Below are 24,289 nucleotides of genomic sequence, written 5' to 3'. Positions count from 1 at the left end.
CGGCGAGCTAAACCCGCTTTTGCTTGCGCTCCGACATCCAGATCCCGGTCAGCACGAGAACCAACGCAACACCGTGGTGCCACTCAAACGGCTCGCCTAAAATCCCAACCGCCAGGATGGGGGCCCAGATCGGCACCAGATTGATAAACACGCCGGCCCTTGCCGGTCCGATCAGCTCAACTCCGCGCATGAAAAAGATCTGGCTGAGGCAGGACGGGAAAATCGAGATGTAAAGCACAACCAGCCATCCGTTGAATGTCGGCCACTGTGCCGTCCCCTGCACCACTTCATAGGCCGCTACCGGTAGGGAAGTGATGGCGGCGATCACCGAAAGCACGGTGAAAAACACAAGCCCGGAAACCTGCGGCCGGTTGCGAAGTGCAAGTGTGTAGCCGGAATAAAGCACGCAGGCCATCAGCATGATGCCGTCACCAGGATTGACCGATAGGCTTTTTAGAACCTCCAGACTTCCCTGGGAGGCAATCAGCACCACTCCTGCCACGGTCACGAAGATACCCAGCGCTTGGACAAGGCCGACCCGGGTGCTGAACGCGATCACCGAGCCGATCAGTACGAAAACCGGCATGGATCCTTGAATGATCCCGAGGTTGATGGCCGTCGTGCTCTGGGCTGCGATGTAGAACAGCGAGTTGAAGCCTACGAAACCGAAAACTGCCATCAAGGCCATCTTGCCGATGTGCGGCCGCATTATCGGCCACTCTCGCAAGACACGGGGCCACATGAAGGCCAGCATGACACTTGCAACGATAATCCACCGCAGGGCCACCACAATCAGCGGGGAGACCTCACCAATCGCCAAGCGCCCGGCAACAGTGTTGCCGCCCCAAAACAGGGTCGTTAGTACCAGAAGCAAAATGGCATTTGCGTAAAGCCCATTGCCAAGCCGGGAGGCGGCAGAAAACATCAGGATACCTTATCAATTTCCATGTGGCTGCTAGACATGGCGCAACTGGCCACCTGCGGCAAGGCCGTTGGGGCATCGAAGTGGCCGCAACACGAGCGATTGCCGAACAAATCAGAGAAATTGTTTCCAAAAGCGAAAAGCTGATTGCGCGCGTCAGGCGATTGACCTCACATCGCCCAGGCGCCAGAAAGAGCCAAATGCCAGACATGCGCTATCCGCCGTTTTGGGGCGCGATAAGGGAGAGACAAGAATGAGCGAACGGGTGAATGCCAACGGGCTTCAGGTTGCGCGCCAGCTGTATGACTTCGTCAATGACAAGGCTTTGCCGGGCACTGGTGTTGAACAAGATGCCTTTTGGGCGGGGCTTGCGGCGATCGTCGAAGACCTGGCGCCAAAGAACCGTGCTCTGCTGGAAAAGCGCGAGACGCTGCAAAAACAGATCGACGAATGGCATCGCGCCCATCCGGGGACGCCGGACATGGCCGCATACAAGTCTTTCCTGACTGAGATCGGCTACCTGGTGCCGGAGGGCGAGGCTTTTTCCGTGTCTACGGCGAAGGTTGATCCGGAAATCGGCCAGGTTGCGGGGCCGCAGCTTGTTGTTCCGGTCATGAACGCCCGCTACGCCCTGAATGCCGCCAATGCGCGCTGGGGCTCTCTTTATGATGCGCTTTATGGCACCGACGCGATGGGCTCCAAGCCGGAGGCCGGCGGATACGATCCCGCACGTGGCGCAGAGGTGATCGCCTATGCCCGCAAAGTGCTGGATGAGGCCGCCCCGCTTGCCGGTCAATCCTGGTCCGAAGCGACCGGTCTCAGCGTGGTTGATGGTGTGCTGCAAGTGCAAACCGGAGGCGCTACGACCGGACTGGCCGAAGCCAACCAGTTCGCCGGGTATAATGGCGCAGCCGACGCACCGACCAACATCCTTTTGGCCAAAAACGGACTGCATCTGGACATTGTCATCGATGCCAACCATCCGATCGGCAAGACCGACAAGGCGCATATTTCCGATGTCGTTTTGGAATCGGCCATGTCCACGATCATGGACTGCGAGGATTCGGTTGCCGCGGTCGATGCCGACGACAAGGTCGTCGTCTATTCAAACTGGCTTGGCCTGATGAAGGGGGACCTTTCCGAGACCTTTGAAAAGGGTGGTAAGGCCGTCACCAGGACCATGAACGGCGACCGCCGCTACACGGCGCCGGATGGCTCGGAACGAAACCTGCACGGCCGCTCGCTTTTGCTGGTGCGCAATGTCGGCCATCTGATGACCATCGATGCGGCCTTGGACGCGGACGGCAACGAGGTGCCCGAGGGTATTTTGGATGGCATGATCACGGCGCTTATCGCCCTCCATGACATTGGTCCGAACGGTGTGAACAAGAACAGCCGGTCCGGCTCGGTCTATATCGTGAAGCCAAAAATGCATGGCCCGGAAGAAGTGGCCTTTGCCTGCGAGCTGTTCACACGTGTCGAAGATGCGCTGGGCATGGCAAGCAACACGCTGAAGATGGGCATCATGGACGAGGAGCGCCGCACGACGGTGAACCTCAAGGAGTGTATCCGCCAGGCCAAGGACCGGGTGTTCTTCATCAACACCGGGTTCCTTGACCGCACCGGCGATGAAATGCACACCTCCATGGAAGCCGGCCCGATGATCCGCAAAGGCGACATGAAGGCTGCGACCTGGATCGGCGCTTATGAGACCAACAATGTCGATGTGGGTCTGGCCTGCGGCCTGCCCGGCCATGCGCAGATCGGCAAGGGCATGTGGGCCATGCCCGACCTGATGCATGCCATGCTGGAGCAGAAGATTGGTCACCCGATGTCCGGTGCGAACACGGCCTGGGTACCGTCGCCGACTGCGGCTACGCTCCATGCGCTGCATTATCACAAGGTTTCTGTTTCCGCGCGTCAGGCCGAGCTGAAAACCCGTGAGGCGGCCAAGCTGGAAGACATCCTGTCGATCCCGGTTGCCGAGCGCCCCAACTGGGCACCGGAAGATATCCAGGCCGAGCTCGATAACAATGCGCAGGGCATTTTGGGCTATGTGGTGCGCTGGGTCGAGCAGGGGGTTGGCTGTTCCAAGGTGCCGGACATCAACAATGTCGGCCTGATGGAAGACCGGGCGACACTGCGGATCTCTTCACAGCATATTGCCAACTGGCTGCGCCATGGCGTTTGTTCAAAGGACCAGGTTGTGGAGACCATGAAGAAAATGGCCAAGGTGGTTGACGGGCAAAACGCTGGCGATCCGCTCTACCGCCCGATGGCGGCGGATTATGAGGGATCGGTCGCGTTCCAGGCAGCCCTCGAGCTGGTGCTGGAAGGGACGGTTCAGCCAAGCGGCTACACCGAGCCGGTGCTTCACCGCCGCCGGATCGAGTTCAAAGCCCGCCACGCGGCATAGACCAAGCGTCTTTGGTCACTTTCTGAGCCCTGCATCCTGAAAAGATGCGGGGTTTTTTTATTCGGCAAGAACAACGTCCAACGTGTTTCACACGCCGCTTCATGGGAAAGGCGCACAGAATGCGCTTGAAAAGTGCACAATGTGCGCTTATATTGAGCTCAGTTGGGTAGAACAACCATAAACAACCCGAGGAGCCAACAATGAACATCTACACGGCCAAGTGCTTTTTGGTGGATCATGGCTTGAACTATCATCGCGATCGTTTGCCATGGTTTTCTCAAAGCCTGTATCGGCTGAAAATCGAGGCTGAACCCATTGCCGACACTGGGCGTTTGGGACGGCCCTTCTGGGATCGGGCACCTCGATCCCCGCACTGAATGAACGAGACAAAAAACCCGGCGTAAAGCCGGGTTTTTTGATATTGGCGGCATGCTGTGCGCGGAGCTTCAAGACCTTGCCAAGCCGGTTCCGGACAAAAGCTGATAGCCAGTTTCGCCCTGCCGCGGACCGGCGGCGCGCAGTATCCAAATGAATTTCTGCAATTTTATTCTAATTCTAAGATCCGCTTTTTCCGGAAGACTTCACAGTATCTGAGTTGACGCGGAGGATAGAAAAATGACAATAGTAATTCTTTATTAATTCTCCTTGGCATAATTATCGATAACGCGGCTATCGAACAGGAATTATGCTAATGCGCTACTTGTTTCCGGGCACCAGTCAGGCAGCCTTGGACGCGCTGAGCCAGTCTCAAGCGATGATCGAGTTCAAGCCGGATGGAACGATCCTTACGGCAAATGACAATTTCCTGGCGGCAATGGGCTATTCTCTTGAGGAAATTCGGGGTCAGCATCACCGGATGTTTGTAGATCCCGACTATGCCGCAAGCGCTGAATATCAGCAGTTTTGGCGAAAGCTGGCTGAAGGCACATTCGAAGCTGCCGAGTTCCTGAGGTTTGACAAGCAGGGAAATGAGGTCTGGATCCAAGCTTCCTACAATCCGGTCAAAAACAGTGCGGGCAAAGTTGTCAAAGTGGTCAAGACAGCCACCGACATTTCCGAACGGAAAAAGCAGAACGCGGATTTTGAGGGGCAGATCAACGCCATCAACAGATCGCAGGCAGTCATCCACTTTGATCTGGATGGGACAATCCTCGACGCCAATCCCAACTTTTTGAATGCGATGGGATACACGCTCGATGAAATCAAAGGGCAGCACCACAGCTTGTTCGTCGAGCCGGAATATCGCGCCAGCGCCGAGTATGGAGAGTTTTGGGCAGAACTCGGCCGCGGCGAATTCAAGACCGGACAGTTCAAGCGGCTGGCCAAGGGCGGGCGCGAGATCTGGATCCAGGCATCCTATAATCCGATTTTTGATGCCGCGGGCCGGCCCTTTAAAGTTGTGAAGTTTGCGACAGACATTACGGCTCAGGTGCAAGAACGCCAGAGACAGAAGGAAATTCAGGCGCGTATTGACGGTGACCTGGAAGAAATTGCGCATTCGATAGCCAGTGCGGCCCAGCAGGCGACGAATTCAGCCTCAGCGTCCGAACAGACCTCGTCCAGCGTCCAAACAGTGGCGGCAGCCTCCGAAGAACTTGTTGCCTCCATCAAGGAAATCAGCCGCCAGGTGCAGGTGGCTCTGGACGTGTCGAAAAGCGCGGCCGGTGAAGCCGAGCGCTCAAGCCAAATCATGTCCGGCCTTTCTGAAGATGCAAAGACCATCGGTTCGGTGATCGAGTTGATCGACGGGATAGCGGACCAGACCAATCTTCTGGCTCTGAATGCGACCATCGAGGCCGCGCGCGCAGGTGAGGCGGGCAAGGGGTTTGCCGTTGTGGCGTCGGAGGTCAAAAGCCTTGCCTCGCAGACCAGCAAGGCAACCGAAGAGATATCGGCTCAGGTCAATTCGGTTCAGGTGACCACTGAAAGCGCGGTGGGTGCGATCGCAAAGATCATTGGCGTCATTGGCAACATCGGCGAGATCGCCGCCAGCATTTCGTCTGCGGTGGAGCAACAGGAAGCCGTGACGAATGACATTTCGGCAAATATGCAATCCGCCGCCCAGGGTGTTGAACTGATTACCACGAACATGCAGGCAATATCCTCCGCGACAGCGCAAATCGACGCCGCAACGCAGAATGTCAGGGAAGCGTCCAGCACATTGAATTAAGCGGTGTATGACCGCAGCAATCGCTCTCACATGCGCAGTCCTCTGCAAGGGGCGTTGCAGCTGGCATGCCGGACGCAAGCGGATGCCCCGCTGATAGCCGCAAGGCCACGCTCAAGACAAATTGCGGTTCGATCCGAGCGTGGTTGCGATATGACCGCTATGTGGCCTTATTCGATTTCAGCCGCCAGGTTTCGTGCCTTTTCAAAAACAGCAGCTGCAAAAGCAGCCTTGTCCGATTTGTCCGGACGCTGGTTCTTGTTGGGAAACAAGGCCGTTAGAATCTTTTGCGGCAGTTTTGCAGTAAATGTGTCTGCGGCATTCCTAAGGTCATCGGCTTTTGGAGGCTGATTGTTCGAGAACACCTGCTCTGCAATGGTGTTGACCAGAGACGCTGCAACTTGCGCTGCGTCATCCTTCGGCAGTTCCAGTGTATTTAGGCTGTCAAGCTTTCGTCCAAGGACGCGCTTCTCATTGTCTTGAACGCTGATCTTGAACCGGCTCTCCTGTTTGAAATCAGCGTAGCTGTTGTAGTTCAGGCGGTTCATGGAGTTTTCGACGTGTCTGCTGTCGAGGGTGTCACTGAAGCCGATATGCAGGGTCCCTATTGTGTATTCATTGTTGTTTGTGTTGTGCTTTGCCTTGATTTGAACGGAAAGCGCGCCGGGATGGCTGGTGCTGTCATGTGACCTGGCAACAAAGTGATAGTTGTTTTTGTCTATGACGGCGTCGCCGGAAGGGTCGCGAGTGTTGAACACGACACCATTCCGGTCGTTTTCTCGAGCCGCGGAATCGATCAGCACTGCGTTGCGGGGCAAGGTCATCGCTTTGTTTGCGGTGCTGTCATAGTCTGAACGGATCTGGGTTTCCATGTATTTGGGCGCATGAAAATAGGGGCCGTAGCTTTGCCCAAAAACGAAGGCTGGCCCTTTGGCAGGGTTTCCGTGCTGATTTGCTCGGGCGTTGTGGCCGTATATATTCGTGTCTGGAATATTCCGTGTTTCCTTAGCGATGGTCTTTTTGAGTCTTTTCTCGTCCCGTTGGACGATGTGCTTCCCATGTTCGTGCAGCTCATGCCCCAAGCTCCTGTTGAGATCATTGTAGACCTCGGCAAGGGCGTCTTCTGCGGTATCGACAATGCGCTGCTGGATCTTCTGATAGTTTTCGGTGCCGCGGTTTCGCGGGTTGAAAAGCTTGAGTTGTGTTTCCAGATTTTTGCACCGTGTGCGGACAAGGTGCAGTTTGTCCCGTTGTTCCGAATTCAGTCCATTGAGAGAAGTATCTTTCAAGAGCAGGTCAATCTCACGCACAGACTGATTGACCTGCGCATCCAGAGCCTTTGAGTGCAGAACATGTTTTCTGTGATTCTCATTCGATTTCTGCAAGTCAAGCTGAGAAGATAAATTCGGAATCTTGTCAGTTTTCGTTTTGCTTAGCAAACGTTTACTTTTTTCCTGAATATTTTTGTTTGAACGGGAGCGCTTACTTGTCCGCTTGAATTTTTTGCCGATTGTATCGTCGTTGGTCTTCGACTCGTCGCCGTATGCAGGGGCCGAAGAGATCAGTGACTTGTGCTGAACCATCTCATTGACCGGCAGAAACTTGAGTCTGTTGTCAATTCGGTGTTTTGCGTCCTCATACTGGGAAATGAACTCTTCGCCGCGCGCCAGCGCTTTTGATGAGTTTTTGAGGACTTCGAAATTTTTTTCGATGTCGCCTTTGACGAAGCCGTGTTGAAGCATGGCATCGAGCAGGCCAGCGTATAGGTGCTTTGCCTGCTTTTCCGCATCGGTGTCATTAGGCGGATTTTTGTTCTGCTTGATGTATTGTATGACCAATTTTAGGTCGTCAGGATTAAATTTGGGTGCTTGTTGAAAGACATTGTAGGCTATTTGGGGGGATGTGGCTGAAAAGTCTTCAAACTCCCGCGTTTTTTTCTCAACAAGTTGCTGCAGCTGTATTTGTTGCCTGTTGAGAGGCTGTAGTTTTCGGTTGGCATCGTCAATTTTCTCTTGATGCGTCTCACTTTTACTTTTTGCCAGCTGAATTCGTTGCGCAAACGTTTTGCTCGTTTGTTGGAGGCTGTTAGCAAGCATCGATTGCGCTTTGTCGATATCGTTTTTGCCGCAATTGATCAGGCAGACTTCGCATTCGGATATCTGTCTGCGAGTCAAAGCGATGTCGTTCTCACGTCTTTGAGCAACGGCTTGTTTTTCTTCTAGTTTTTGATCGAGCTCTTTGATTTTACAGTCGGCTTTCTTGGCTACACTCGTCCAGCCGCCTTCATGTTTGCTTTCGTCTCGCCTGGAAATATTTGCGAAATTTTCCGCCATGTCTTTGTTGTGAACGAGTGTTGCCCGCTCAATTTCGAGTGCTTTGATATCTGATCTCGCCGTGCTTAGAACGGCAATTGAATTATCGAGATTCTTTTGCAGTTTCTGATGCTGCGTATGGAGGGTCTCCGGATCCGGATGCGCTTTGGCGATTTGCAGGAGGCTGTCTTCAACGGAAGCTTGGGAAAAAGGTTTTAGAATACTAGGGAATAATTCTGGTGGGATAGAATTCTTTGGAGGCGCATTGAGGACAGTCGGATAGTGCAGAGCCGCGGACCCGATGTAGGACTGCGCGCGTAGGGCATGATCCTCTTTCCTTTGGTCGATGACCCATTTCTCGTCCTTCCTGATTTCCGCCATCACGTTCGACATGCAGTTGCGGAAGTCTTGTGCTGAGGTGAATGTGGAAATCGGTTTGTCGAGATCGGCTGCATTTTTGTAGCCATTGTCATTCCGGTGGCCGAGCCTGGTCTTGACGTGCACGGATATGGCGCCGAACAGATCATTGTCACATTCGCGGATAATCACTTCACGCAGGGTTGTGTTCTTGGTGTAAGCCTTTGGGGCATTTGCGGAGTGTTGGCCGAATTTCAGATGCCCGGTCTTGCTGCCATTCGACGAAGGTCCGATCCCGTTTGATTTTTGGTTGCCAACTATCCCGTTGTTTTCGGGTGTGTTTCCTTGTTGGAATGTTGACGGAAGCCAATTTCTAAAATTGGGAAGGTACGAATAAAAAGACATAATGCACTCCTGAGCCACAGTGAGTGCCCGGTTCGGAACGCCCACCTGTAAAATTTTCGTCCTTCGCATTAACCACAGAGATGCGGGCTGATAATTTTGTGTTTTTCGAGTTGTTTCAAATATAGAAAGTAAATTTTTATGTAGATGCTCAGTGTGGCAATGCGCACATTAAGCATAATAAATAGAACAATATAATTGTGTTATATATTGATGCTGATTATTTATCTTGCTGTCGCAGCGGCAAGGTTATGCGATGCGGGCGCGGCTTGAGCCGTGCGGAGAGAAACTGGCGGGTTTTTATCTCCGGCCGGTCCGCAGAGTTGCTATTGTGTGCTTGGGCAAGGCTTTGGAGGCGCAACCGGCTGCCGGCAGCTCGCGGGTTCTTGTGAAACTGAGCAGTGGTGTCATAGGCACGATTGGCTCGGTAAAATATACTTGCCCGGATGAGAGACCATGGTGCCGAGCTTGATCTTAGCGACAAGATGTCCATGAAGATTTGCCGCGACAGTTTCGGGCGCAAATAGGGTTTGGTCAGGCCGGACAATGACCGCTTCGACGCTGGATCGGGCGTGTTCGCTGTTTCGGTTTGCAGGATCTGCTTTCGAACTGAGGCGAATTTGTTTTCGTGTCTGACGCGAAAGACATGAAAATGAACCGTATTTCCAAGACTTCGCTCCTGGATGAAAAACAATTCGCCTCAACCCGTTTCAACGTTACGTTTGCGGACGTCCGCTAGGACGGCCCGGCGCCTGCGGCTGTTGGGGCAGCGGCCGCCTTCGCGTTCGCATTGAGCCAATCCAGAATGTGATCGGGATCATCAGCGGCAAGGGCTGCGCCGGAAAAGATATCCGCAAGAGCCGGGAATTGTTCGCAGATGGTGTATGCCATGAAGTAAAGGGAAGACCGGAGGTAGCTGACCGAAGGAACGCGGATCCCGTAATTGCGCAGCGAATTGTCAATGTCCATGGAGTCAAGCATGCGCTTTGGGACCTGGGCCAGCGGGGCAATGATTTTCAAGCCATTCATATCCCGCACCGGATAGTTCGGCAGACGCATGTCCAACATCAGCTGGTAAAGCTTTTCCGCAATAACATCCTCTTGATTGTAACCGAACACCAAAGCGGCAGCGCCGGTTTCTGCAGCGACTTGCTTGTTGATTTCCTGCAGCCAGTAGGTGCCCAGCACTTCGAGCTCGTCGCGGTCGTGGGTTGTCGAGTACTCCTCGATAATCTCGTTGAAATCTTTATTGTATCCGAGTTTTTCTGCGCCCGTGCGAATGTCATAAGACGTGTGATTGAGGCCAAACTCCTGAGCGATTTTTGCCGCGTTGGTCAGAAGGTCGTATTCGTCTTCAAATCCGTTTGCGATGCTGATGCAGTGATAGTCACACGTGCCCTTTTCGCGCATGTGCCGCTGGATGCACTCTGCCAGAACACGGCTGTCCCCTCCAGAGCTCATGGACACCTGCAAAAGAGGGGATCCGGTGCCGCCGAGCTCTTCCAATGCATGATCAACGACTGTTTCGAACGAGCTGTAGATATAGTCGAATGCTTCTTCCCGGGTGTATTGAACGATGGCAAGGTCTGCCGGATTGGTCAGTGGCCGGATCAGTTCCGTTGACAGATTGTCCCGCTTGATGAGCGTGTATTCAGGATTGATCGCATCAAAGTCGGGATTGCGCAGGCTGTAGGCGTAAACCGTCTCATGAGGCTGCAATATGGCGGTAATGGACACCGGTTTTCGATCGGCATCGACAATCAGAGAGCCTTGCAGCGGGATGTTCAGGCGCCTGAATGTCTCAAGTATGGTTTCGTCATCGCGTGTCTCGATCGAATAGTCTTTTTCTGTCGTTGCAAACTGAATGGCGCCCATCTCAATTGTCCCTAAAGAATGAAATGAAAGGACCATTGCCCGTGAGCAATGGTCCGGTTTGTGCTGCTACATGGAAGCAATTGCACTCGTGCAAATGTGCTTGGTCTCAAAGCCGGACCGGGTAATGAGACGCAGGTTGCTCTGTCCATCGACCTTGCGGAAAGCGACCGTGTTGGCCTGCATCGATTTCAGATCCGGTTGTTTGAACTTTGTGGTCCAAGCCGGGCTTTGACGATCAGCGATTGTTTTCAGATTGTGCTTCATTTCTGTTCTCCTTCGTTCAGGTTGGCAGGGACCGGAGCCGCGCTCCCAGCCTGAAGCTGGGGATGACACCGGCGATCGTGACCGCAGAGGCGGCCGCGATTAGGGGAAGGGGGGCATTGATGCTGAGGGCCAGAACGGCGAAGCCGGCACAGGCGTTCTGCCACATCCGGCTCATGGAATCGGCCGTGGCGATGACTTCCGAAAGCATCTGCTTCGGCGTCAGGATTTGGCCCGAAGTCTGGATGAAAAGGCGCAGAATGACTGTGCCGAGCGCACTTAAGATGCCGCCAATGCAGTAGATGACGAAAGACGCGGGGGCTTCACCGGTTGGTGCCAGCAGCCAAAGCCCGAGCGCGCAGGCAAGAATGGCAAAATAGCTTTGCACGGCCAAAGGAGCGGTCGTTGCCAGTTTCGGAGCCGCCATCGCGCCAAGAACGGTCGTGACCGACACGAGGATCGTGAAACAGGCATAGAGCGTGGAGAACGCTTGGTTCGCATCTGTAAAACTGATCGCCCCCACCAGCGGGGTCCCGGTCAAAAGCGATGCCAGCTCGGTCATTCGGTATGTGACCAGAAGCCAGAACACAGAAAGTGTTGTCAGCGCGCACAAACGCAAAAAGATGATGCTCTGCTGCACACGGTCTTTGAACACATAGGCGTAAAACTCGGCGGGCTTCTTGCCCGTGGAAGACAGCATGAGAGCCGGCATTTTTGCCAGCAGCAACGCACTTGCCAGGAAGGTCACAGCATCCAAGGCGAAAATCAGCTGCAGCGGCGCGGCCAGCAGCAGGGCAGCGCCGAGGCCTCTGCCGAGCAGGTCTCCGGCGAAGGTCATGTATTGAAACCGCGCATTTAGCGCGAGCCGGTCACGATCGCTGGCAATGTTCTGCAGGATTGACGCGGACAGCGAGAGCGAGATCGCCTCGAGCGTGAAAATCGGGACGCATAACGCCAGCAATACCCATATGTTGCCGGTGAAGATCGGCAAAACAATCAGAGCGGCGCGGAGAATATCAAGGCTGCGGTACACAAGGATGCGGTTATGGCCGGTCCGCAAAAGTCCAGGTACGATAAGGCTTGCGAAAAAGCTGCCGAAGATCTTCAGCGCAGCAACCAGGATCACCAGGCTTGCCGAATTCGACAAACTGAAGGCCAGCGTCATCAGCGCGATGTCGGTCAGGCCGTCCCCGAATTTTGACAGCGACACTGCCGCTAAAAACTGCTTCTGGTGCCGTGCCGTTGCCTCGAAAGGTCGAAAGGATGCCTGCAAAGGTGAGCTTGTGCGAAGCATGGGGCGCTGGCTCAGGAAGGTGCATATGAAAGGAAACGGGGAAGCTCGATCGTCGTCATTCAGGCCCTGCGCAACGGATTTTCGAACACGTGACACGTCCATCGGCACGCGTGACGATCATAAATGCACTTTATTAGTGTATAATCAAATATTAAAATTATTAAGAGCATATCTGAGCAAAGTTCCTCCGCCCAGCGCTGATCGCTGTGACAGCTTGGTCCGGCTGCGCCTATCGGGCCAACAAGGGATTTCAGGTCTGTTCTGGGGAAGCGGAACCGAGAGCCGGCCGGATCAGATTTTGATGTCTGCCTGGATAGGGAACCATTCTGTGATCGCGCGCCCGCCAGCGGGAGAAACCAGAATGGCACGGCTGTTCACATCGCGGCGGGCCCAGCCAAGGGTCTGCATGCGCTCAAACAAGGCGGCGCCAAGTGCGCCGGCCAAGTGGCTTCGGCGCGCGCTCCAGTCCAGGCATGCCCGGCAAAGCGGCCGCCGGCCCTTCTTGAGCGACAAAAGGTCTATGCCGAAACCTTCAATGAAATCGCTGCCCGAATCGGTCAGTCCGACGGCGGTTCCCTCAGGCTGGACCGTCAGGAAACCGCGCTCGTAAAGGCTGTCAAACAGTCGGACACCGGTGTCGCCGGCCAGGTGGTCGTAGCAGATCCGTGCCTTGCGCAAGGCGGGGTCTTTCGGGCCGGTTCGCGTCCTCAAGTGGCCGCTTCGGGCGGCAAGGCCCATCAAGGCTTCCAAAACGTCACTGACCTGGGAACCGGCCAGGGTGAAGTACCGGTGACGGCCCTGTTTCGTTTGCGTGACCAGTCCGCCGTCCTGCAGTTTCCCAAGATGAGAGCTCGCAGTCTGCAACGTGACACCGGCTTCCGCGGCAAGTTCTGTCGCGGTCAGCGCTTTTCCGCTCATCAGGGCCGTGAGCATGTTTGCGCGTGCTGGATCCCCGATCAGCGAGCCGATGCGGGCGATGTCAGGTCCTTCTCTCATGGTTCGATCATAGTCGAAGCATTCGTGCCCGTATAGAGCGCATAAAACCCCTGGTGATTTCATCTCGAACGGAGGTTTTCATGATCACGTGTTTCATCCGCTATCACATCGACCCCACGAAGCGGGAGGCTTTCAAGACCTATGCCCGGAACTGGGGTGTAGCGATCCCGCGCTGCGGCGCCGACCTAATCGGGTACTTTGCGCCCCACGAAGGCTCTTCGACATTGGCCTACGGTGTCTATACGATTGAAAGTCTTGCAGAATATGAAGCTTATCGGGCGAGGCTCGCCGCCGATCCATTGGGCCGCGAGAATTACGCGTTTGCCCAGAAGGAGAAGTTTTTGTTGCGCGAGGACCGGACTTTCCTGAAGTTGGCTTCAACGCTGGTAAAGGATTGAGCGCGATGATTGCCGTGATTTTCGAAGTCATACCGCATGACGACAAAAAGCAGGCTTATCTTGATATGGCTGCCGACATGCGGCCCTTGGTCGAACAGATCGATGGGTTCATATCGGTGGAGCGGTTTCAAAGTCTGACAAATCCGGAAAAGCTCCTGTCTGTCTCGTTTTTTCGCGACGAGGAGGCTCTGAACGAGTGGCGCAAACTGACCCAGCACCGCAAGGCGCAAGCGGCCGGGCGGGGCAGTTTCTTCAAGGACTACCGCTTGCGGGTCGCCAGCGTTTTGCGGGACTACGGCATGTTCGAGCGGGACGAAGCGCCCGCCGACAGCCGCGCGACCCATGGCGGTTGAGCGTCGGTAGAACCGGACGAGGGAAAGGACAAGGTATGGATATCTTCAAGGCGGGCCAGCGGCCGACAAAACGCGCCAATCCGGACTATTTCACCGGAACGGTCTGGCAGGACCCGATTGTCATGGCTCCCGCGCCGGCAAGGATCCAGGCGGTCCGCGTGGCCTTTGAACCGGGGGCGCGCACGAACTGGCACACGCATCCTCTGGGCCAGACGCTTTATGTCGTATCCGGATGTGGCCGCATCCAGGTAAAGGGCCAGCCGATCCGCGAAATCCTGCCGGGCGACACCGTTTGGATCCCCCCTCATGCCAAACACTGGCACGGGGCGGCTCCGGACAATGCGATGGTCCATATTGCTATGCACGAGGCCGAGGATGGCGCGGCCGCGGATTGGCTCGAACCGGTCTCCGATGCGGACTATGCAGGTTAGGCAAACACGCGGGCAGGGTGGCATGGAGTTCTATTTAAGACGCCTGGCAGAGGCGGATTTGGCGGTTTACAAGGCGCTGCGCCTTGAGGCCTTGCGGGACCATCCGGATGCCTTTGGAACAAGCTTCGAAGAGGCGGTTGGTCTTCCAGACACGGTTTTTGAACAACAGCTTCGAAGCAACCTGATACTGGGTGGCGGGTTTGAGGAAGAACGCTTTGACGCGTTTGCCGGGTTTGTTGTGCCGCCGGAGGAAAAAGTCCGCCACAAGGGCATCATATGGGGTGTCTATGCGCGCCCGGAAGTCCGGCGGGCGGGCTTGGCCAAAGCCCTCATTCAAACAATTATCGATGCGGTGCAGGGCGGTATTGAGCAGATTCAGTTGTCGGTTGGCGCCGGAAACGGGCCCGCTGAACGCCTCTACAGAAGCCTTGGTTTTGAGCCGTATGGTCTTGAAAAAAATGCACTGAAGACCGGCGGCCGCTATATCGATGAAATTCTCATGGTTTTGCATATGCGCCAGGATTAGGAAGCGCTGTTATAATGCGGTGCCAAGTCCCGGGGAGTTTGTTGTTCCTACGCCTGTGCCCCAAGGACAAGTCCTCTATCTGTTCGGGAAACAACTGAGAGGAGGCAATATGAGTGAACCTGTTATTGCGCAAAAAGCGCCTATCGCCGTCGATGTCGAAGCCGGCAAATCGTATTTCTGGTGCTCGTGCGGGCGCAGCGGCAAGCAGCCTTTTTGCGACGGAAGTCATGCGGGAACCGAATTCGCACCGGTCAAATACACCGCAGAAAAAGACGGCAAGGCCTTCTTCTGTGCTTGCAAGCACAGCGGCAAGAAACCGTTGTGCGACGGCTCGCACGCCGGTTTGTAAAAGCCGCAAGGCGCCGGCGACCGGGCTGTCAAACGAGCGTGCGTGCACAGCCGCCAGCTGTCCTTCAGACACTGTACTTCGGCGTATGGGCGTTGGTCAGGTAACTGTCGTCACTGATGTTGTCCAGATCATCGTCCAGCTCGTCCAAATCAGCAAGAAGGTCGGTCTCGTTGAGTTTCTCAACGCCGTATTTCTGATCGAGCATCTTTGAGTGCGCGTCTTCAAGATAGCCGGTGTCCGTATCGTCAAGCGCGTCCAGAAGATCGGCATCTTTGGTCACGGAGACGTTTTGCGGCCCGTGTTCCGCGTTCCAACGCTTCTCAAAATCGGAGAACTTGGTCACTCCAGTATGCTGGGAAGTCTGCTTGGCTGTTGTGCCTGTTTGAGTGGAGGTCCCGGTATTCTGTCGTCCAGACGCCTTCCATTGCGCTTCGAAGTCTTTGAATGAACGAAGTCCGGTTGAGGTCTTCTCCGGGCTTTTGTGCGTGCTTTTTTGGGTGTCCGGACGTGCGTGGCTGTTTTTCTTGTAGGCCCGCTGTTTGTTGAGCAAAGCCTTTTTGTTTTCAAGCCGTTTGTTTCTGTAACCTGTTGCCTTGTTGATCAGATCGTCAGACTCGAACGTCATTGTCTGGAGGAATTTGTCCAAAGCAGAGAGCTTGTCGTTTATCTGAGCCTGCTTTCTGCTGAAGCTGGCAAGGGATTTCGTCGTTGACAGACGGCCTATGCCCGCCGATGGCAGGGAGGTCTGGAGACTGCGATGATTTGATCGCAGTCTGCTGAGGTTGGTTTGCGCGGTTCTGACGCTGCGGTTCAGTCCCTGCAATCTTGAGAATAGATTAAATGACATTGAATTTTCCCCAACCGCAATTTGAACCTTTACGAGGTGACGATGATAACGCTGCGTCTCAGCCGGGGATAGTAATCAAGCCATAACCAAAACCATGAGTGTCTCAGCGCCGCATGCGGCTGAGCTGGGTGCGTATTTGGCAGCTCTCGCTCCTCTGGCTGGCAGGTCGCCGGATCATTTAATGGCAGCCTGTGTGCGATCAAATGGGCAAGCTGGGGGGCTCGACGCGGATAGTCCGCCGTTGCCCGGTGCGCTCATATGAAATCTCGACGACCTTACACTTTTTGCTTTTTGAAGGATTGAAACTTCCCTAAGGTTAAATCGGGCGGGGCGACGCTCCGATAGAGCCATAAAATTGAGATAAGTGTCTCTTCGCTCGAGGAAAATGACATTGGGAGTTTTTCATGAGTTTCACGACAACCGGGCCGCGGGGTTGCGCGGCCGTTTTCGGGCTCGCCGTGGCAATTGCCGCCGCACCGGTGCCCGCTTTCTCGCAAGAAGAGACCAAGCCCAACATTCTTGTCATCTGGGGCGACGATGTCGGGCAATCAAACATATCTGCTTACACATTCGGTCTTATGGGTTACCAGACGCCCAACATCGACCGGGTTGCCAAAGAAGGCATGATGTTCACGGACTATTACGCCGAGCAGTCCTGCACGGCCGGCAGGTCCTCCTTCATCATGGGGCAATCCGTGTTCCGCACGGGGCTCTCCAAAGTCGGTCTTCCCGGTGCCGAAGAAGGCATGCAGGTCGAAGATCCGACGATCGCGGCGCTTTTGAAAGATGAAGGCTACGCAACTGGTCAGTTCGGCAAGAACCACCTGGGGGACCGGGACGAACACTTGCCGACCAACCACGGCTTCGATCAGTTCTTCGGCAATCTTTATCACCTCAATGCCGAAGAAGAGCCCGAAAACGAGGATTATCCGCGTGATGCAGTGTTGCCGGACGGGCGAACCTTTCTGGAAGCCTTCGGTCCGCGCGGCGTGATCCGCTCCTCCGCCTCATACGACGGCGGCACGATCACTCAAGAGATTGAGGATACCGGCCCGCTCAATATCGAGCGGCAAAAAGTCGTCGACGACGAAACCTCGTCTGCAGCGATTGCCTTCATTGAGGAAAAAACCGCCGAAGGCACACCGTGGTTCGTCTGGTGGAATGGCACGCGGATGCACTTCCGCACCCACGTCAAGGACGAGATGCGCGAGACCGCAAACGGCCTGACAGACGGTGTTGCGGATGAATACACCGCTGGCATGATCGAGCACGACATGCATATCGGCCAGTTCCTCGACAAGCTTGACGAGCTCGGCATTGCCGACAACACGATCGTGTTCTATTCGACCGACAACGGCCCGCACATGAACACTTGGCCAGATGCCGCAATGACACCGTTCTGGGGCGAAAAGAACACCCAGTGGGAAGGCGGCTGGCGTGTGCCGGCCATGGTCCGCTGGCCCGGACAGATCGAACCCGGCACAGTGTCGAACGAAATCGTCCATCATATGGATTGGCTCCCGACCTTCCTTGCTGCCGCGGGCAATGAAACCGTCAAGGAAGACCTCCTTGAAGGTGTCACCTCCGATACGATGGGCCGGGACTACCGGGTGTATCTGGACGGCTACAATCTCTTGCCGCTGCTGACAGGAGAGTCTGAGACCAGTCCGCGGGAAGAGATCTTCTACTTCACCGATGATGGCGATCTGGCTGCTTTGCGCTACTCCAACTGGAAGATCACCTTCCTGGAGCAAAAAGCCTGGGCGACGTTCCGGGCCTGGATGGAGCCGCTCACGCCGCTGCGCGTGCCCCTGATCACCAACCTGCGCCGCGACCCGTATGAGCGGGCCTACCGGACCTCCAACACCTATTACGACTGGATGCTGGACCGGGCCTACATGCTGGTTCCCGCTCAGCAATATGTTGCGCAGTTCCTGGACACCTTCCAGGAGTATCCGCCGCGACAGGAAGCTGCATCTTTCAGTCTCGATAAAGTGATGGAAAAACTGAGCCAGCCCGGCGGCGCACAGTAGTCTATGCCACAGGATGGCGGGTCCGCCCGCCATCCGCTCTCAACAACCGAATACTTGCTCAGGAGCCCCCATGAGGCTTGCCATTCTGATCTTTGCCTTCGCCTTCAGCATGGGAGCTGCGCTCGCAGATCCACTGCCGTCCTGGCGGGATGGCGAAGCCAAATCAAACATCTTGTCTTTTGTTCGCGAGGCGGTCCAACCGGGAAACCCAGCTTATATCGTTCCGGCCGAGCGGATCGCTGTCTTCGACAATGACGGAACGCTGTGGGCTGAGCAGCCTTTTTACTTTCAGCTTGCCTATGCCATCGATCGTGTTGGCGAAATGGCAAAAAACAATCCCGATATGCTCGCACAGAACCCGGTCTTGGAAGCCGCAGCGGAAGGCGACATGCAAGGGGTGCTCGCCAGCGGTCATGACGGACTTCTGGACGTGATCGCCGCCAGCCATTCGGGAATGACGACCGGTGATTTCAAACAGTCCGTCGGCGAGTGGCTTGCCTCCGCGCGCCATCCCACATCTGGCCAGCGCTATCATCAGATGGTGTACCAGCCAATGATCGAGCTGCTCGTGTATTTGAGGGACAACGACTTCAAGACCTACATCGTTTCGGGAGGAGGCATCGATTTTATCCGGGTGTTTTCCGAACAGGTCTACGGAATTCCCCCCGAACAGGTGATCGGATCCAGCATTCGCTCCGAGTTTCAGGTCACGGAAACAACCGCGGAAACGGTTAAACTGCCGGAGCTGTTTTTCTATGATGACAAGGCGGGCAAACCGGTTGCGATCAACCATCACATCGGACGGCGGCCCGTGTTTGCAGGCGGCAATTCCGATGGGGATCATCAAATGCTGCAATACACTGACCGGGGCGGGGACCGTCCGGGCTTTGCGCTTTTGATCCATCATACGGATGCCGAGCGTGAGTGGGCTTATGACAAGGGCTCGACAATTGGCGGTTTGGACAATGCGCTGACCGAAGCGCGGGAACGTGGCTGGACTGTGGTTGACATGAAGAACGATTGGCGCACGGTGTTCTCCTTTCAACTCGGAGCGCAATAGAGCTTCATGAAAACAAGAAGATATATTGCCGCCGCTGCGACCGGCGCAATCCTGCTGGCGGCATCTGCCCGTGCCGACAGCTCCGCGTTTGTCGCGCTTGAAGGCGGGACCTTCACCATGGGGTCGAACGACCACTATCGGGAGGAAGCCACAGAGCGGGAGGTTACGGTCAGCCCGTTCCTTATCAAGAAAACAGAAGTCACCAATGCCGAGTTCAGAGCCTTTGTTGAGGCGACCGGATATGTCACCACTGCGGAACGGGATCTGGACCCGAACGAGAACCCCAATCTTCCCGAGGAGCTGTTGCGCGCCGGGTCGATGGTGTTCGCCCAGCCACCGGGGAAGGTGGATCTTTCGGATTTCAGGGTTTGGTGGCGCTATGTTCCAGGCGCGAACTGGCGGCAACCGGAAGGCCCCGGCAGCTCCATCGACGGCAAGGATGATCATCCGGTGGTGCAGATCTCGCCGCAAGACGCGCGCGCTTATGCCGAATGGGCGGGTGGCCGGCTGCCGACGGAGGCGGAATGGGAGTTTGCGGCGCGCGGCGGGTTCGATGGCGCGGAATACACCTGGGGCGACGGCTATGATCCGAGCCAAGGCTGGAAAGCCAATACCTGGCAAGGCCTGTTTCCAAGTGTCGACACCAAGGAAGACGGGCATCACGGATCGGCTCCGGTCGGATCCTATCCGCCAAACGCCTACGGTCTTTACGACATGGCCGGGAATGTTTGGGAGCATGTGTCCGACTGGTGGGTTCCCGGCCACCCCAGCCCTGCCTCTACGGATCCCGATGGACCACCTGAGATCCTCGCAGCCAGCTTCTCCCATCCCGATGTCGGCGCCATGAACGTTGTCAAAGGCGGGTCCTGGCTCTGTGCCCCATCCTACTGCCTGAGATACCGGCCCGCCGCCCGGCAAAATGCCGAACGCAGCCTTGGCACCAACCACATCGGGTTTCGGATTGTGAGAGACACGCCTGAGCACTGATCGAACGGCGAGCTCGTGACCCGCAGGCCTCGCGGGCCACGGCCTTTATGGCTCCTGCTATCTCAGCCGGTTCATGTCGATAAGCATTTCGAGCCTGTCTGAGAGGACGTCCATCCGCTCCTCAAACCGGCGGACGGCGACTTCTTCGGGCGTGTCATCCTCATCCGGATCTTCAAAGGCGATCGTCGCGAATTTGCTGATGGCCTTGCCATCAAAGGTCCATTGGTATCTGACCCGTTTCGGCGGCACCAAGTGTGGTGTCTTCACACGTACTTTGACCGTTTCCCCCTTCGCCACCTCGTGCTCGCCAATATCCGACTTTCCGCCGGTTTCGCTTAAGGAATAGTCCGCTTTCGGGTCGTCCGGCTTGATCCCGTCGACTCCGATGATTTCGACAGATGTGATCCCCCAGATAATGTGTAGATCATTCGCCTTCGTGCCGCTGTCGTTCTTGAATTTGTATGTCTTGAATGAACGCGCCATGCCACCCTCCCATCAGTCTGCCAATCGGAAAATGCGTGGGGTTTCTGAGCCCTCTTGATTGCGTGGGCAGTTTAGCCATTCCCTTAGGGAAAGTCGAATCTGATTGCACTGAAAAATGAAAACAACTTAAAGGTGTTTTCGGGTTGTGTTTGGGCTGTTGCAGAGGACGGACCGTTGGCTCGGGCTGCCGCTTGGTCTGCTGGACAGGGGCTTGTTTCAGCTGCTTCGGGGAAGCCGTATTTCCGCCTCCAGGCCGCTGTCGGTCCGGTTTCGCAGATAGATCCTGCCACCATGGGCGTGGATGATCGACCGCGTGATCGCGAGGCCAAGACCAATTCCGCCGGTTTCCTCGCTGCGGGATTCCTCCAGCCGGACGAACGGTTCGAACACATCCTTGAGACGGTCATCGGGTATGCCGGGCCCGTTGTCACGCACCAGCACAATGGCATCGTCCGCGTCGCTGGACAGGCTCAACTCGGCCTGTCCGCCGTATCGGATCGCATTGTCGATCAGGTTTCTGAGGGCCCGTTTCAACGAGACCGGCCGGCAGGTCACGATGATACGTTCCGCTGGTTCCAGAGAAACGTCATGGCCCATGTCCTGATGGTCGGAGGCAAGACTTTCCAGCAGACTGTCCAGTGCGGTTGGTTGAGCGTCTTCCTTTTTCGCCTCGTCACGGGCAAATGCCAGCGTTGCCTCGGTCATGGCGCTCATCTCATCCAGCGTCGCGATGATCTTCTCCCGGTTTTCCTCATCTTCGATGAACTCGGCCCGGAGCCGGAGGGATGTGATCGGTGTTCTCAGGTCGTGGCTTATGGCAGCAAGCATGCGGGTTCGGTCGTTGACGAACCGGGTCAGCCGGTCCTGCATGTCGTTGAAAGCCGTCGTCACGGCCCGGACCTCGCGCGGTCCGCCAACCTTCAGGGCGGGAATATCCTCGCCGCGGCCCAGCTTTCCTGCGGCCGCAGCAAGATCGTGCAAGGGCCGTGCAATGCGACGGGCGGCCAGCCCCACGATGACGATGATCGCCAGGGCCATCAATGTGAGCTGAACGAGCAGCGGCAACACCGGCTGCGGAGGCGGACGGTAGCTGGTCGCAACATTCAGCCATTCACCGCTGTTCAGCGGGATTGAAAGGGTCAGGTCAATTTCCCGGCGGAACACCTTGCGAAGGCTGCCATCCCGGCGTTTGCCGTCTTGAGAGTGCCAGTCGCGGCCGCCGGTGTTTTCGGCCGCACCGGTTGCCGGACTTTGCCGCTTCGGACGTTCTTTGTCCGCCCCCTCAATTCGAAGCAGAACCTCGCGAGGTGTTTCGAACCGTTCGCCGAGATAACTCCGCAGCCTTTGTTCCGGCGCGGAATTCCCGTTCTCCGTGACAACCGGGTTGGCAGCGATCCAGAAAGAAGCGAACCGGCTGCTACTGGCCGTCAGAACCCGGTCATGGATCGCTGGAGGGGTCTCTTCGATCAGTTCGGCGATTGAGATGGCGCGCGTCAGAAGGTTGTCGCGGGCAACCTGCAAAACTGCTATGCGCCGCTCGTCATGAAACACCCAGATGCTGATGGCCTGTGCAGCAACGATCGCGGCCAGCAACAGGGCAATGAGTTGACCTGCCAGGCTTGTTGGAACCAGCCGCCGCCACGAGAACCAGGTCATTCAGGCACCGTCCGACACATCGGCGGTGAACATATAGCCACCGCCCCAGACGGTTTTGATCAGTTTCGGGTCTTTCGGATCCTCTTCAATCTTGCGGCGAAGGCGCGATACCTGATTGTCGATCGACCGGTCGAACACGGTTGGTGCACGCCCCGTTGTCAGGTCCAGAAGCTGGTCCCGGTTCAACACCATCTTGGGCCGTTTTAAGAATGCGCAAAGCAACTGAAATTCGCCGCTCGACAACGGCACATTGACGCCGGACGGGTCAACCAGCTCGCGTCTGGTTACGCTCAGTGTCCAGCCGTCGAACAACATCTGTTCCTGGTCGATCGGATCGCGCTCCTTCGGCACCTGGCTGGTGCGGCGCAGGACAGCCCGGATCCGTGCCAGCAGTTCACGCGGATTGAACGGCTTGGTGACATAATCGTCCGCGCCGATTTCAAGGCCGATCACCCGGTCCGTGTCCTCGGCCATGGCAGTGAGCAAAATAACCGGCAATGAACCTGTTTCGACCAGGTGACGGCACAGGGACAATCCATCTTCGCCAGGCATCATGATGTCGAGCACGACAAGATCGACCGAGGCGGCCTTTAGGGCTTTTCGGGCATGGGCCGCGCTTTCTGCTGTCGTCGCGCGCAATCCGTTTTTGACTAAATAGCGCGCCAGCGTTTCGCGAATATCGCGGTGGTCATCCACCACCAATATGTGAGCGCTCGGTTCGTTCACGCGTCTTGCTCCGGTTGCCGTTGGTCTCCTGAATAGAAAATGGAGAGCTTCTTGTCTGCACCTATCCCAAAATCCGCAGATTGTCCGTGAAAGGTGTAACAGGGTGTAACAGGTTTGCCCGATACGACAGCTGGCGACACATCGGGTCGTTTCCGCCCGTATTTTTGCGACAAGTCGTGCCTACCTTCAGCTCATCGCAGTGAGGAACTGCACCCACGAGCCCAAGGAGTTTTTGGGATGAGAAAAGCAACGAAGATTGCAGCAGCAGCAATGGCTGCCCTGATTGCCGGAACTGCGTTGACCGCTTCCATGGCAAGTGCACAAAGCCAGTCAGCCCCACCAGCACCAGCCGCAACGCAAGCGGACTCCCATGACGCGGGCAAGCCGATGCGCATGTCCCATCGCGGCGAAGGCAAGCGTTGGGGCGGCCGTGGAGAACAGCGCATGGAGCGCCTGTTCGAGCGCTTTGATCTGAACGGCGACGGCTCTTTTACCCAGGAAGATGTCGATACGGTCAATGCCGAGGCCTTCGCCAAGGCCGACACCACAGGGTCGGGCAGTTTGACACTTGATGAGTTCAAGGCCCACTTCATGGATCGCAGCGCGGACCGGCAGGTGAGAGGTTTTCAGCGTCTCGACCGGAACGGTGACGGAGTGGTCACACAAGAAGACTTTATTGAAATCACCGACCGCATGTTCAACCGCTTTGATCGCAACGGCGATGGCGAACTGACGCGGGTTGACCGCCATGGCCAGAAGGCGGGTGAAAACGGCAAGGGCGGCGGCCGTGATGCCGCGCGCGGCAAGGGACGCCACCACCACGCCCACGGTCCGCGCGGTCAAATGCGGGCGGTGTTCAATTACATGGATGCGGACGGCAACGGCACGGTGACCCGCGCCGAATTCGAGCAGGCCCGTGATGCGCTCTATGCATTGGCCGATCCCGATGGTGCCGGCAGCTTCCAGCTTGATGGGTTCCGGAACATCTTCGCGGAAGTCAGCAACGACCGTGTGGTGCGGATGTTCCAGCGCCTCGACAAGGATGGCTCGCTGGAAATCACCCAGGAGGAGTTTGCAGCCCCGACTTCCAATCTGGTCGAGCGTCTTGACCGCAACCAAGACGGCGTCGTGACAAAGGCCGACATGCAGCGCGGCAAACACGGCAAGAAGCATCGCCACGGTGAACACCAGCGCGGCGACGCCCATCACAAGAAACACGGTCAGACAGGACGAGGCTGACCCAAGCTCGGGGATTGACGCCGGTCGCCGAAAAACGGCCGTCCCCGTTGCACCTTCCTACACCGCTCCCCCACCCCGTGTGCGGAAGGTGCTATTGGGGCCGCTGTCGCAGCGGCCCCATTTTTTATCGTGTGCGCCTTATCGAAAAATCAAACCTTGTCCCATAACCTCTTGCGGATGTGAGGACGCGCGGGGGCTC

22 protein-coding genes are annotated in these 24,289 nt (G+C 56.3%); 12 read left to right on the top strand and 10 right to left on the bottom strand.

Annotated elements, in window-relative coordinates:
* Positions 1-7 precede the first annotated feature (7 nt).
* A complete protein-coding gene (locus JM93_RS04750) occupies positions 8-925 on the bottom strand; it encodes a DMT family transporter (protein ID WP_155197468.1) in 918 nt (305 codons plus the stop codon).
* A gap of 250 nt (positions 926-1,175) precedes the next feature.
* On the opposite strand from JM93_RS04750, the gene JM93_RS04745 reads away from it, so the two are divergent.
* From JM93_RS04745 to JM93_RS04740, 3 genes are all read left to right on the top strand, one after another.
* On the top strand, positions 1,176-3,338 hold the full coding sequence (locus JM93_RS04745; protein ID WP_145340894.1) for a malate synthase G: 2,163 nt from the start codon (positions 1,176-1,178) through the stop codon (positions 3,336-3,338).
* A 200-nt stretch (positions 3,339-3,538) separates the two neighbouring features.
* On the top strand, positions 3,539-3,715 hold the full coding sequence (locus tag JM93_RS21670) for a hypothetical protein (protein ID WP_155197466.1): 177 nt from the start codon (positions 3,539-3,541) through the stop codon (positions 3,713-3,715).
* A 308-nt stretch (positions 3,716-4,023) separates the two neighbouring features.
* Positions 4,024-5,508, top strand: coding sequence for a methyl-accepting chemotaxis protein (locus JM93_RS04740; protein WP_482822441.1), 1,485 nt, complete (start codon positions 4,024-4,026; stop codon positions 5,506-5,508).
* A gap of 167 nt (positions 5,509-5,675) precedes the next feature.
* Here JM93_RS04740 and JM93_RS04735 read toward each other — a convergent pair whose 3' ends face one another.
* From JM93_RS04735 to JM93_RS04715, 5 genes are all read right to left on the bottom strand, one after another.
* On the bottom strand, positions 5,676-8,579 hold the full coding sequence (locus JM93_RS04735) for a hypothetical protein (RefSeq protein WP_145340890.1): 2,904 nt from the start codon (positions 8,577-8,579) through the stop codon (positions 5,676-5,678).
* A 732-nt stretch (positions 8,580-9,311) separates the two neighbouring features.
* Entirely contained in the window at positions 9,312-10,451 is a 1,140-nt protein-coding gene (locus tag JM93_RS04730) for an adenine nucleotide alpha hydrolase family protein (protein ID WP_145340888.1), read from the bottom strand.
* Between the two features lie 66 nt (positions 10,452-10,517).
* Positions 10,518-10,715 (bottom strand): hypothetical protein, encoded by a 198-nt coding sequence (locus JM93_RS04725; protein WP_145340886.1) that lies wholly within the window; start codon positions 10,713-10,715, stop codon positions 10,518-10,520.
* Between the two features lie 16 nt (positions 10,716-10,731).
* Positions 10,732-12,006 (bottom strand): MFS transporter, encoded by a 1,275-nt coding sequence (locus JM93_RS04720; RefSeq protein ID WP_145340884.1) that lies wholly within the window; start codon positions 12,004-12,006, stop codon positions 10,732-10,734.
* Positions 12,007-12,297: 291 nt separating this feature from the next.
* Positions 12,298-13,002 carry an ArsR/SmtB family transcription factor gene (locus tag JM93_RS04715; RefSeq protein ID WP_145340882.1) on the bottom strand — a complete coding sequence of 235 codons (705 nt, stop codon included), beginning with the start codon at positions 13,000-13,002 and terminating at the stop codon, positions 12,298-12,300.
* A gap of 80 nt (positions 13,003-13,082) precedes the next feature.
* Here JM93_RS04715 and JM93_RS04710 point away from each other — a divergent pair, with 80 nt between their 5' ends.
* The 5 genes from JM93_RS04710 (at position 13,083) to JM93_RS04690 (ending at position 15,059) form a co-directional block, all read left to right on the top strand.
* Entirely contained in the window at positions 13,083-13,400 is a 318-nt protein-coding gene (locus tag JM93_RS04710) for an NIPSNAP family protein (RefSeq protein ID WP_145340880.1), read from the top strand.
* Between the two features lie 5 nt (positions 13,401-13,405).
* Complete coding sequence (locus JM93_RS04705; RefSeq protein WP_145340878.1) at positions 13,406-13,753, top strand: antibiotic biosynthesis monooxygenase family protein; 348 nt, start codon at positions 13,406-13,408, stop codon at positions 13,751-13,753.
* Between the two features lie 35 nt (positions 13,754-13,788).
* The gene (locus JM93_RS04700; RefSeq protein WP_145340877.1) at positions 13,789-14,184 is read left to right on the top strand and encodes a (R)-mandelonitrile lyase; all 396 of its coding nucleotides are present in this window, start codon (positions 13,789-13,791) and stop codon (positions 14,182-14,184) included.
* 22 nt (positions 14,185-14,206) lie between these two features.
* Entirely contained in the window at positions 14,207-14,710 is a 504-nt protein-coding gene (locus JM93_RS04695; protein ID WP_170230518.1) for a GNAT family N-acetyltransferase, read from the top strand.
* Between the two features lie 109 nt (positions 14,711-14,819).
* Complete coding sequence (locus tag JM93_RS04690; protein ID WP_145340873.1) at positions 14,820-15,059, top strand: CDGSH iron-sulfur domain-containing protein; 240 nt, start codon at positions 14,820-14,822, stop codon at positions 15,057-15,059.
* Between the two features lie 64 nt (positions 15,060-15,123).
* Here JM93_RS04690 and JM93_RS04685 read toward each other — a convergent pair whose 3' ends face one another.
* The gene (locus JM93_RS04685; RefSeq protein ID WP_145340871.1) at positions 15,124-15,684 is read right to left on the bottom strand and encodes a hypothetical protein; all 561 of its coding nucleotides are present in this window, start codon (positions 15,682-15,684) and stop codon (positions 15,124-15,126) included.
* A gap of 626 nt (positions 15,685-16,310) precedes the next feature.
* On the opposite strand from JM93_RS04685, the gene JM93_RS04680 reads away from it, so the two are divergent.
* The 3 genes from JM93_RS04680 to JM93_RS04670 all read left to right on the top strand — a co-directional run bounded on the left by JM93_RS04680 (position 16,311) and on the right by JM93_RS04670 (position 19,986).
* Positions 16,311-17,939, top strand: coding sequence for an arylsulfatase (locus JM93_RS04680; protein WP_155197464.1), 1,629 nt, complete (start codon positions 16,311-16,313; stop codon positions 17,937-17,939).
* A 70-nt stretch (positions 17,940-18,009) separates the two neighbouring features.
* Positions 18,010-18,999 carry an HAD family hydrolase gene (locus tag JM93_RS04675; protein WP_145340869.1) on the top strand — a complete coding sequence of 330 codons (990 nt, stop codon included), beginning with the start codon at positions 18,010-18,012 and terminating at the stop codon, positions 18,997-18,999.
* A gap of 6 nt (positions 19,000-19,005) precedes the next feature.
* On the top strand, positions 19,006-19,986 hold the full coding sequence (locus JM93_RS04670) for a formylglycine-generating enzyme family protein (RefSeq protein WP_145340867.1): 981 nt from the start codon (positions 19,006-19,008) through the stop codon (positions 19,984-19,986).
* Positions 19,987-20,043: 57 nt separating this feature from the next.
* Here the strand turns inward: JM93_RS04670 and JM93_RS04665 are convergent, their stop codons facing one another.
* The 3 genes from JM93_RS04665 to JM93_RS04655 form a co-directional block, all read right to left on the bottom strand.
* Positions 20,044-20,469: a hypothetical protein gene (locus JM93_RS04665; protein WP_145340865.1), complete on the bottom strand. Its 426-nt coding sequence runs from the start codon at positions 20,467-20,469 to the stop codon at positions 20,044-20,046.
* A 216-nt stretch (positions 20,470-20,685) separates the two neighbouring features.
* Positions 20,686-22,125, bottom strand: a complete 1,440-nt coding sequence (locus JM93_RS04660; protein WP_145340863.1) for an ATP-binding protein — start codon at positions 22,123-22,125, stop codon at positions 20,686-20,688.
* Entirely contained in the window at positions 22,126-22,851 is a 726-nt protein-coding gene (locus JM93_RS04655; RefSeq protein WP_145340861.1) for a response regulator, read from the bottom strand.
* Between the two features lie 237 nt (positions 22,852-23,088).
* Between JM93_RS04655 and JM93_RS04650 the strand changes: the two genes are divergently transcribed.
* Positions 23,089-24,090 carry an EF-hand domain-containing protein gene (locus JM93_RS04650; RefSeq protein ID WP_145340859.1) on the top strand — a complete coding sequence of 334 codons (1,002 nt, stop codon included), beginning with the start codon at positions 23,089-23,091 and terminating at the stop codon, positions 24,088-24,090.
* The last annotated feature ends 199 nt before the right edge of the window (positions 24,091-24,289 follow it).

This window comes from Roseibium hamelinense (assembly GCF_007830545.1).
Taxonomy (GTDB): Bacteria; Pseudomonadota; Alphaproteobacteria; order Rhizobiales; family Stappiaceae; genus Roseibium; species Roseibium hamelinense.
This window is presented reverse-complemented; position numbering and strand designations above follow the sequence as displayed.

Excerpts from the sequence above, each read along its gene's own strand:
- JM93_RS04680 (WP_155197464.1), top strand. The coding sequence starts at position 16,311 with ATGAGTTTCACGACAACCGGGCCGCGGGGTTGCGCGGCCGTTTTCGGG.
- JM93_RS21670 (WP_155197466.1), top strand. The coding sequence starts at position 3,539 with ATGAACATCTACACGGCCAAGTGCTTTTTGGTGGATCATGGCTTGAAC.
- JM93_RS04720 (WP_145340884.1), bottom strand. The coding sequence starts at position 12,006 with ATGCTTCGCACAAGCTCACCTTTGCAGGCATCCTTTCGACCTTTCGAG.
- JM93_RS04695 (WP_170230518.1), top strand. The coding sequence starts at position 14,207 with ATGGAGTTCTATTTAAGACGCCTGGCAGAGGCGGATTTGGCGGTTTAC.
- JM93_RS04730 (WP_145340888.1), bottom strand. The coding sequence starts at position 10,451 with ATGGGCGCCATTCAGTTTGCAACGACAGAAAAAGACTATTCGATCGAG.
- JM93_RS04650 (WP_145340859.1), top strand. The coding sequence starts at position 23,089 with ATGAGAAAAGCAACGAAGATTGCAGCAGCAGCAATGGCTGCCCTGATT.
- JM93_RS04685 (WP_145340871.1), bottom strand. The coding sequence starts at position 15,684 with ATGACGTTCGAGTCTGACGATCTGATCAACAAGGCAACAGGTTACAGA.
- JM93_RS04660 (WP_145340863.1), bottom strand. The coding sequence starts at position 22,125 with ATGACCTGGTTCTCGTGGCGGCGGCTGGTTCCAACAAGCCTGGCAGGT.
- JM93_RS04675 (WP_145340869.1), top strand. The coding sequence starts at position 18,010 with ATGAGGCTTGCCATTCTGATCTTTGCCTTCGCCTTCAGCATGGGAGCT.
- JM93_RS04700 (WP_145340877.1), top strand. The coding sequence starts at position 13,789 with ATGGATATCTTCAAGGCGGGCCAGCGGCCGACAAAACGCGCCAATCCG.
- JM93_RS04740 (WP_482822441.1), top strand. The coding sequence starts at position 4,024 with ATGCTAATGCGCTACTTGTTTCCGGGCACCAGTCAGGCAGCCTTGGAC.
- JM93_RS04670 (WP_145340867.1), top strand. The coding sequence starts at position 19,006 with ATGAAAACAAGAAGATATATTGCCGCCGCTGCGACCGGCGCAATCCTG.
- JM93_RS04750 (WP_155197468.1), bottom strand. The coding sequence starts at position 925 with ATGTTTTCTGCCGCCTCCCGGCTTGGCAATGGGCTTTACGCAAATGCC.
- JM93_RS04705 (WP_145340878.1), top strand. The coding sequence starts at position 13,406 with ATGATTGCCGTGATTTTCGAAGTCATACCGCATGACGACAAAAAGCAG.
- JM93_RS04710 (WP_145340880.1), top strand. The coding sequence starts at position 13,083 with ATGATCACGTGTTTCATCCGCTATCACATCGACCCCACGAAGCGGGAG.
- JM93_RS04745 (WP_145340894.1), top strand. The coding sequence starts at position 1,176 with ATGAGCGAACGGGTGAATGCCAACGGGCTTCAGGTTGCGCGCCAGCTG.
- JM93_RS04735 (WP_145340890.1), bottom strand. The coding sequence starts at position 8,579 with ATGTCTTTTTATTCGTACCTTCCCAATTTTAGAAATTGGCTTCCGTCA.
- JM93_RS04665 (WP_145340865.1), bottom strand. The coding sequence starts at position 20,469 with ATGGCGCGTTCATTCAAGACATACAAATTCAAGAACGACAGCGGCACG.
- JM93_RS04725 (WP_145340886.1), bottom strand. The coding sequence starts at position 10,715 with ATGAAGCACAATCTGAAAACAATCGCTGATCGTCAAAGCCCGGCTTGG.
- JM93_RS04715 (WP_145340882.1), bottom strand. The coding sequence starts at position 13,002 with ATGAGAGAAGGACCTGACATCGCCCGCATCGGCTCGCTGATCGGGGAT.
- JM93_RS04690 (WP_145340873.1), top strand. The coding sequence starts at position 14,820 with ATGAGTGAACCTGTTATTGCGCAAAAAGCGCCTATCGCCGTCGATGTC.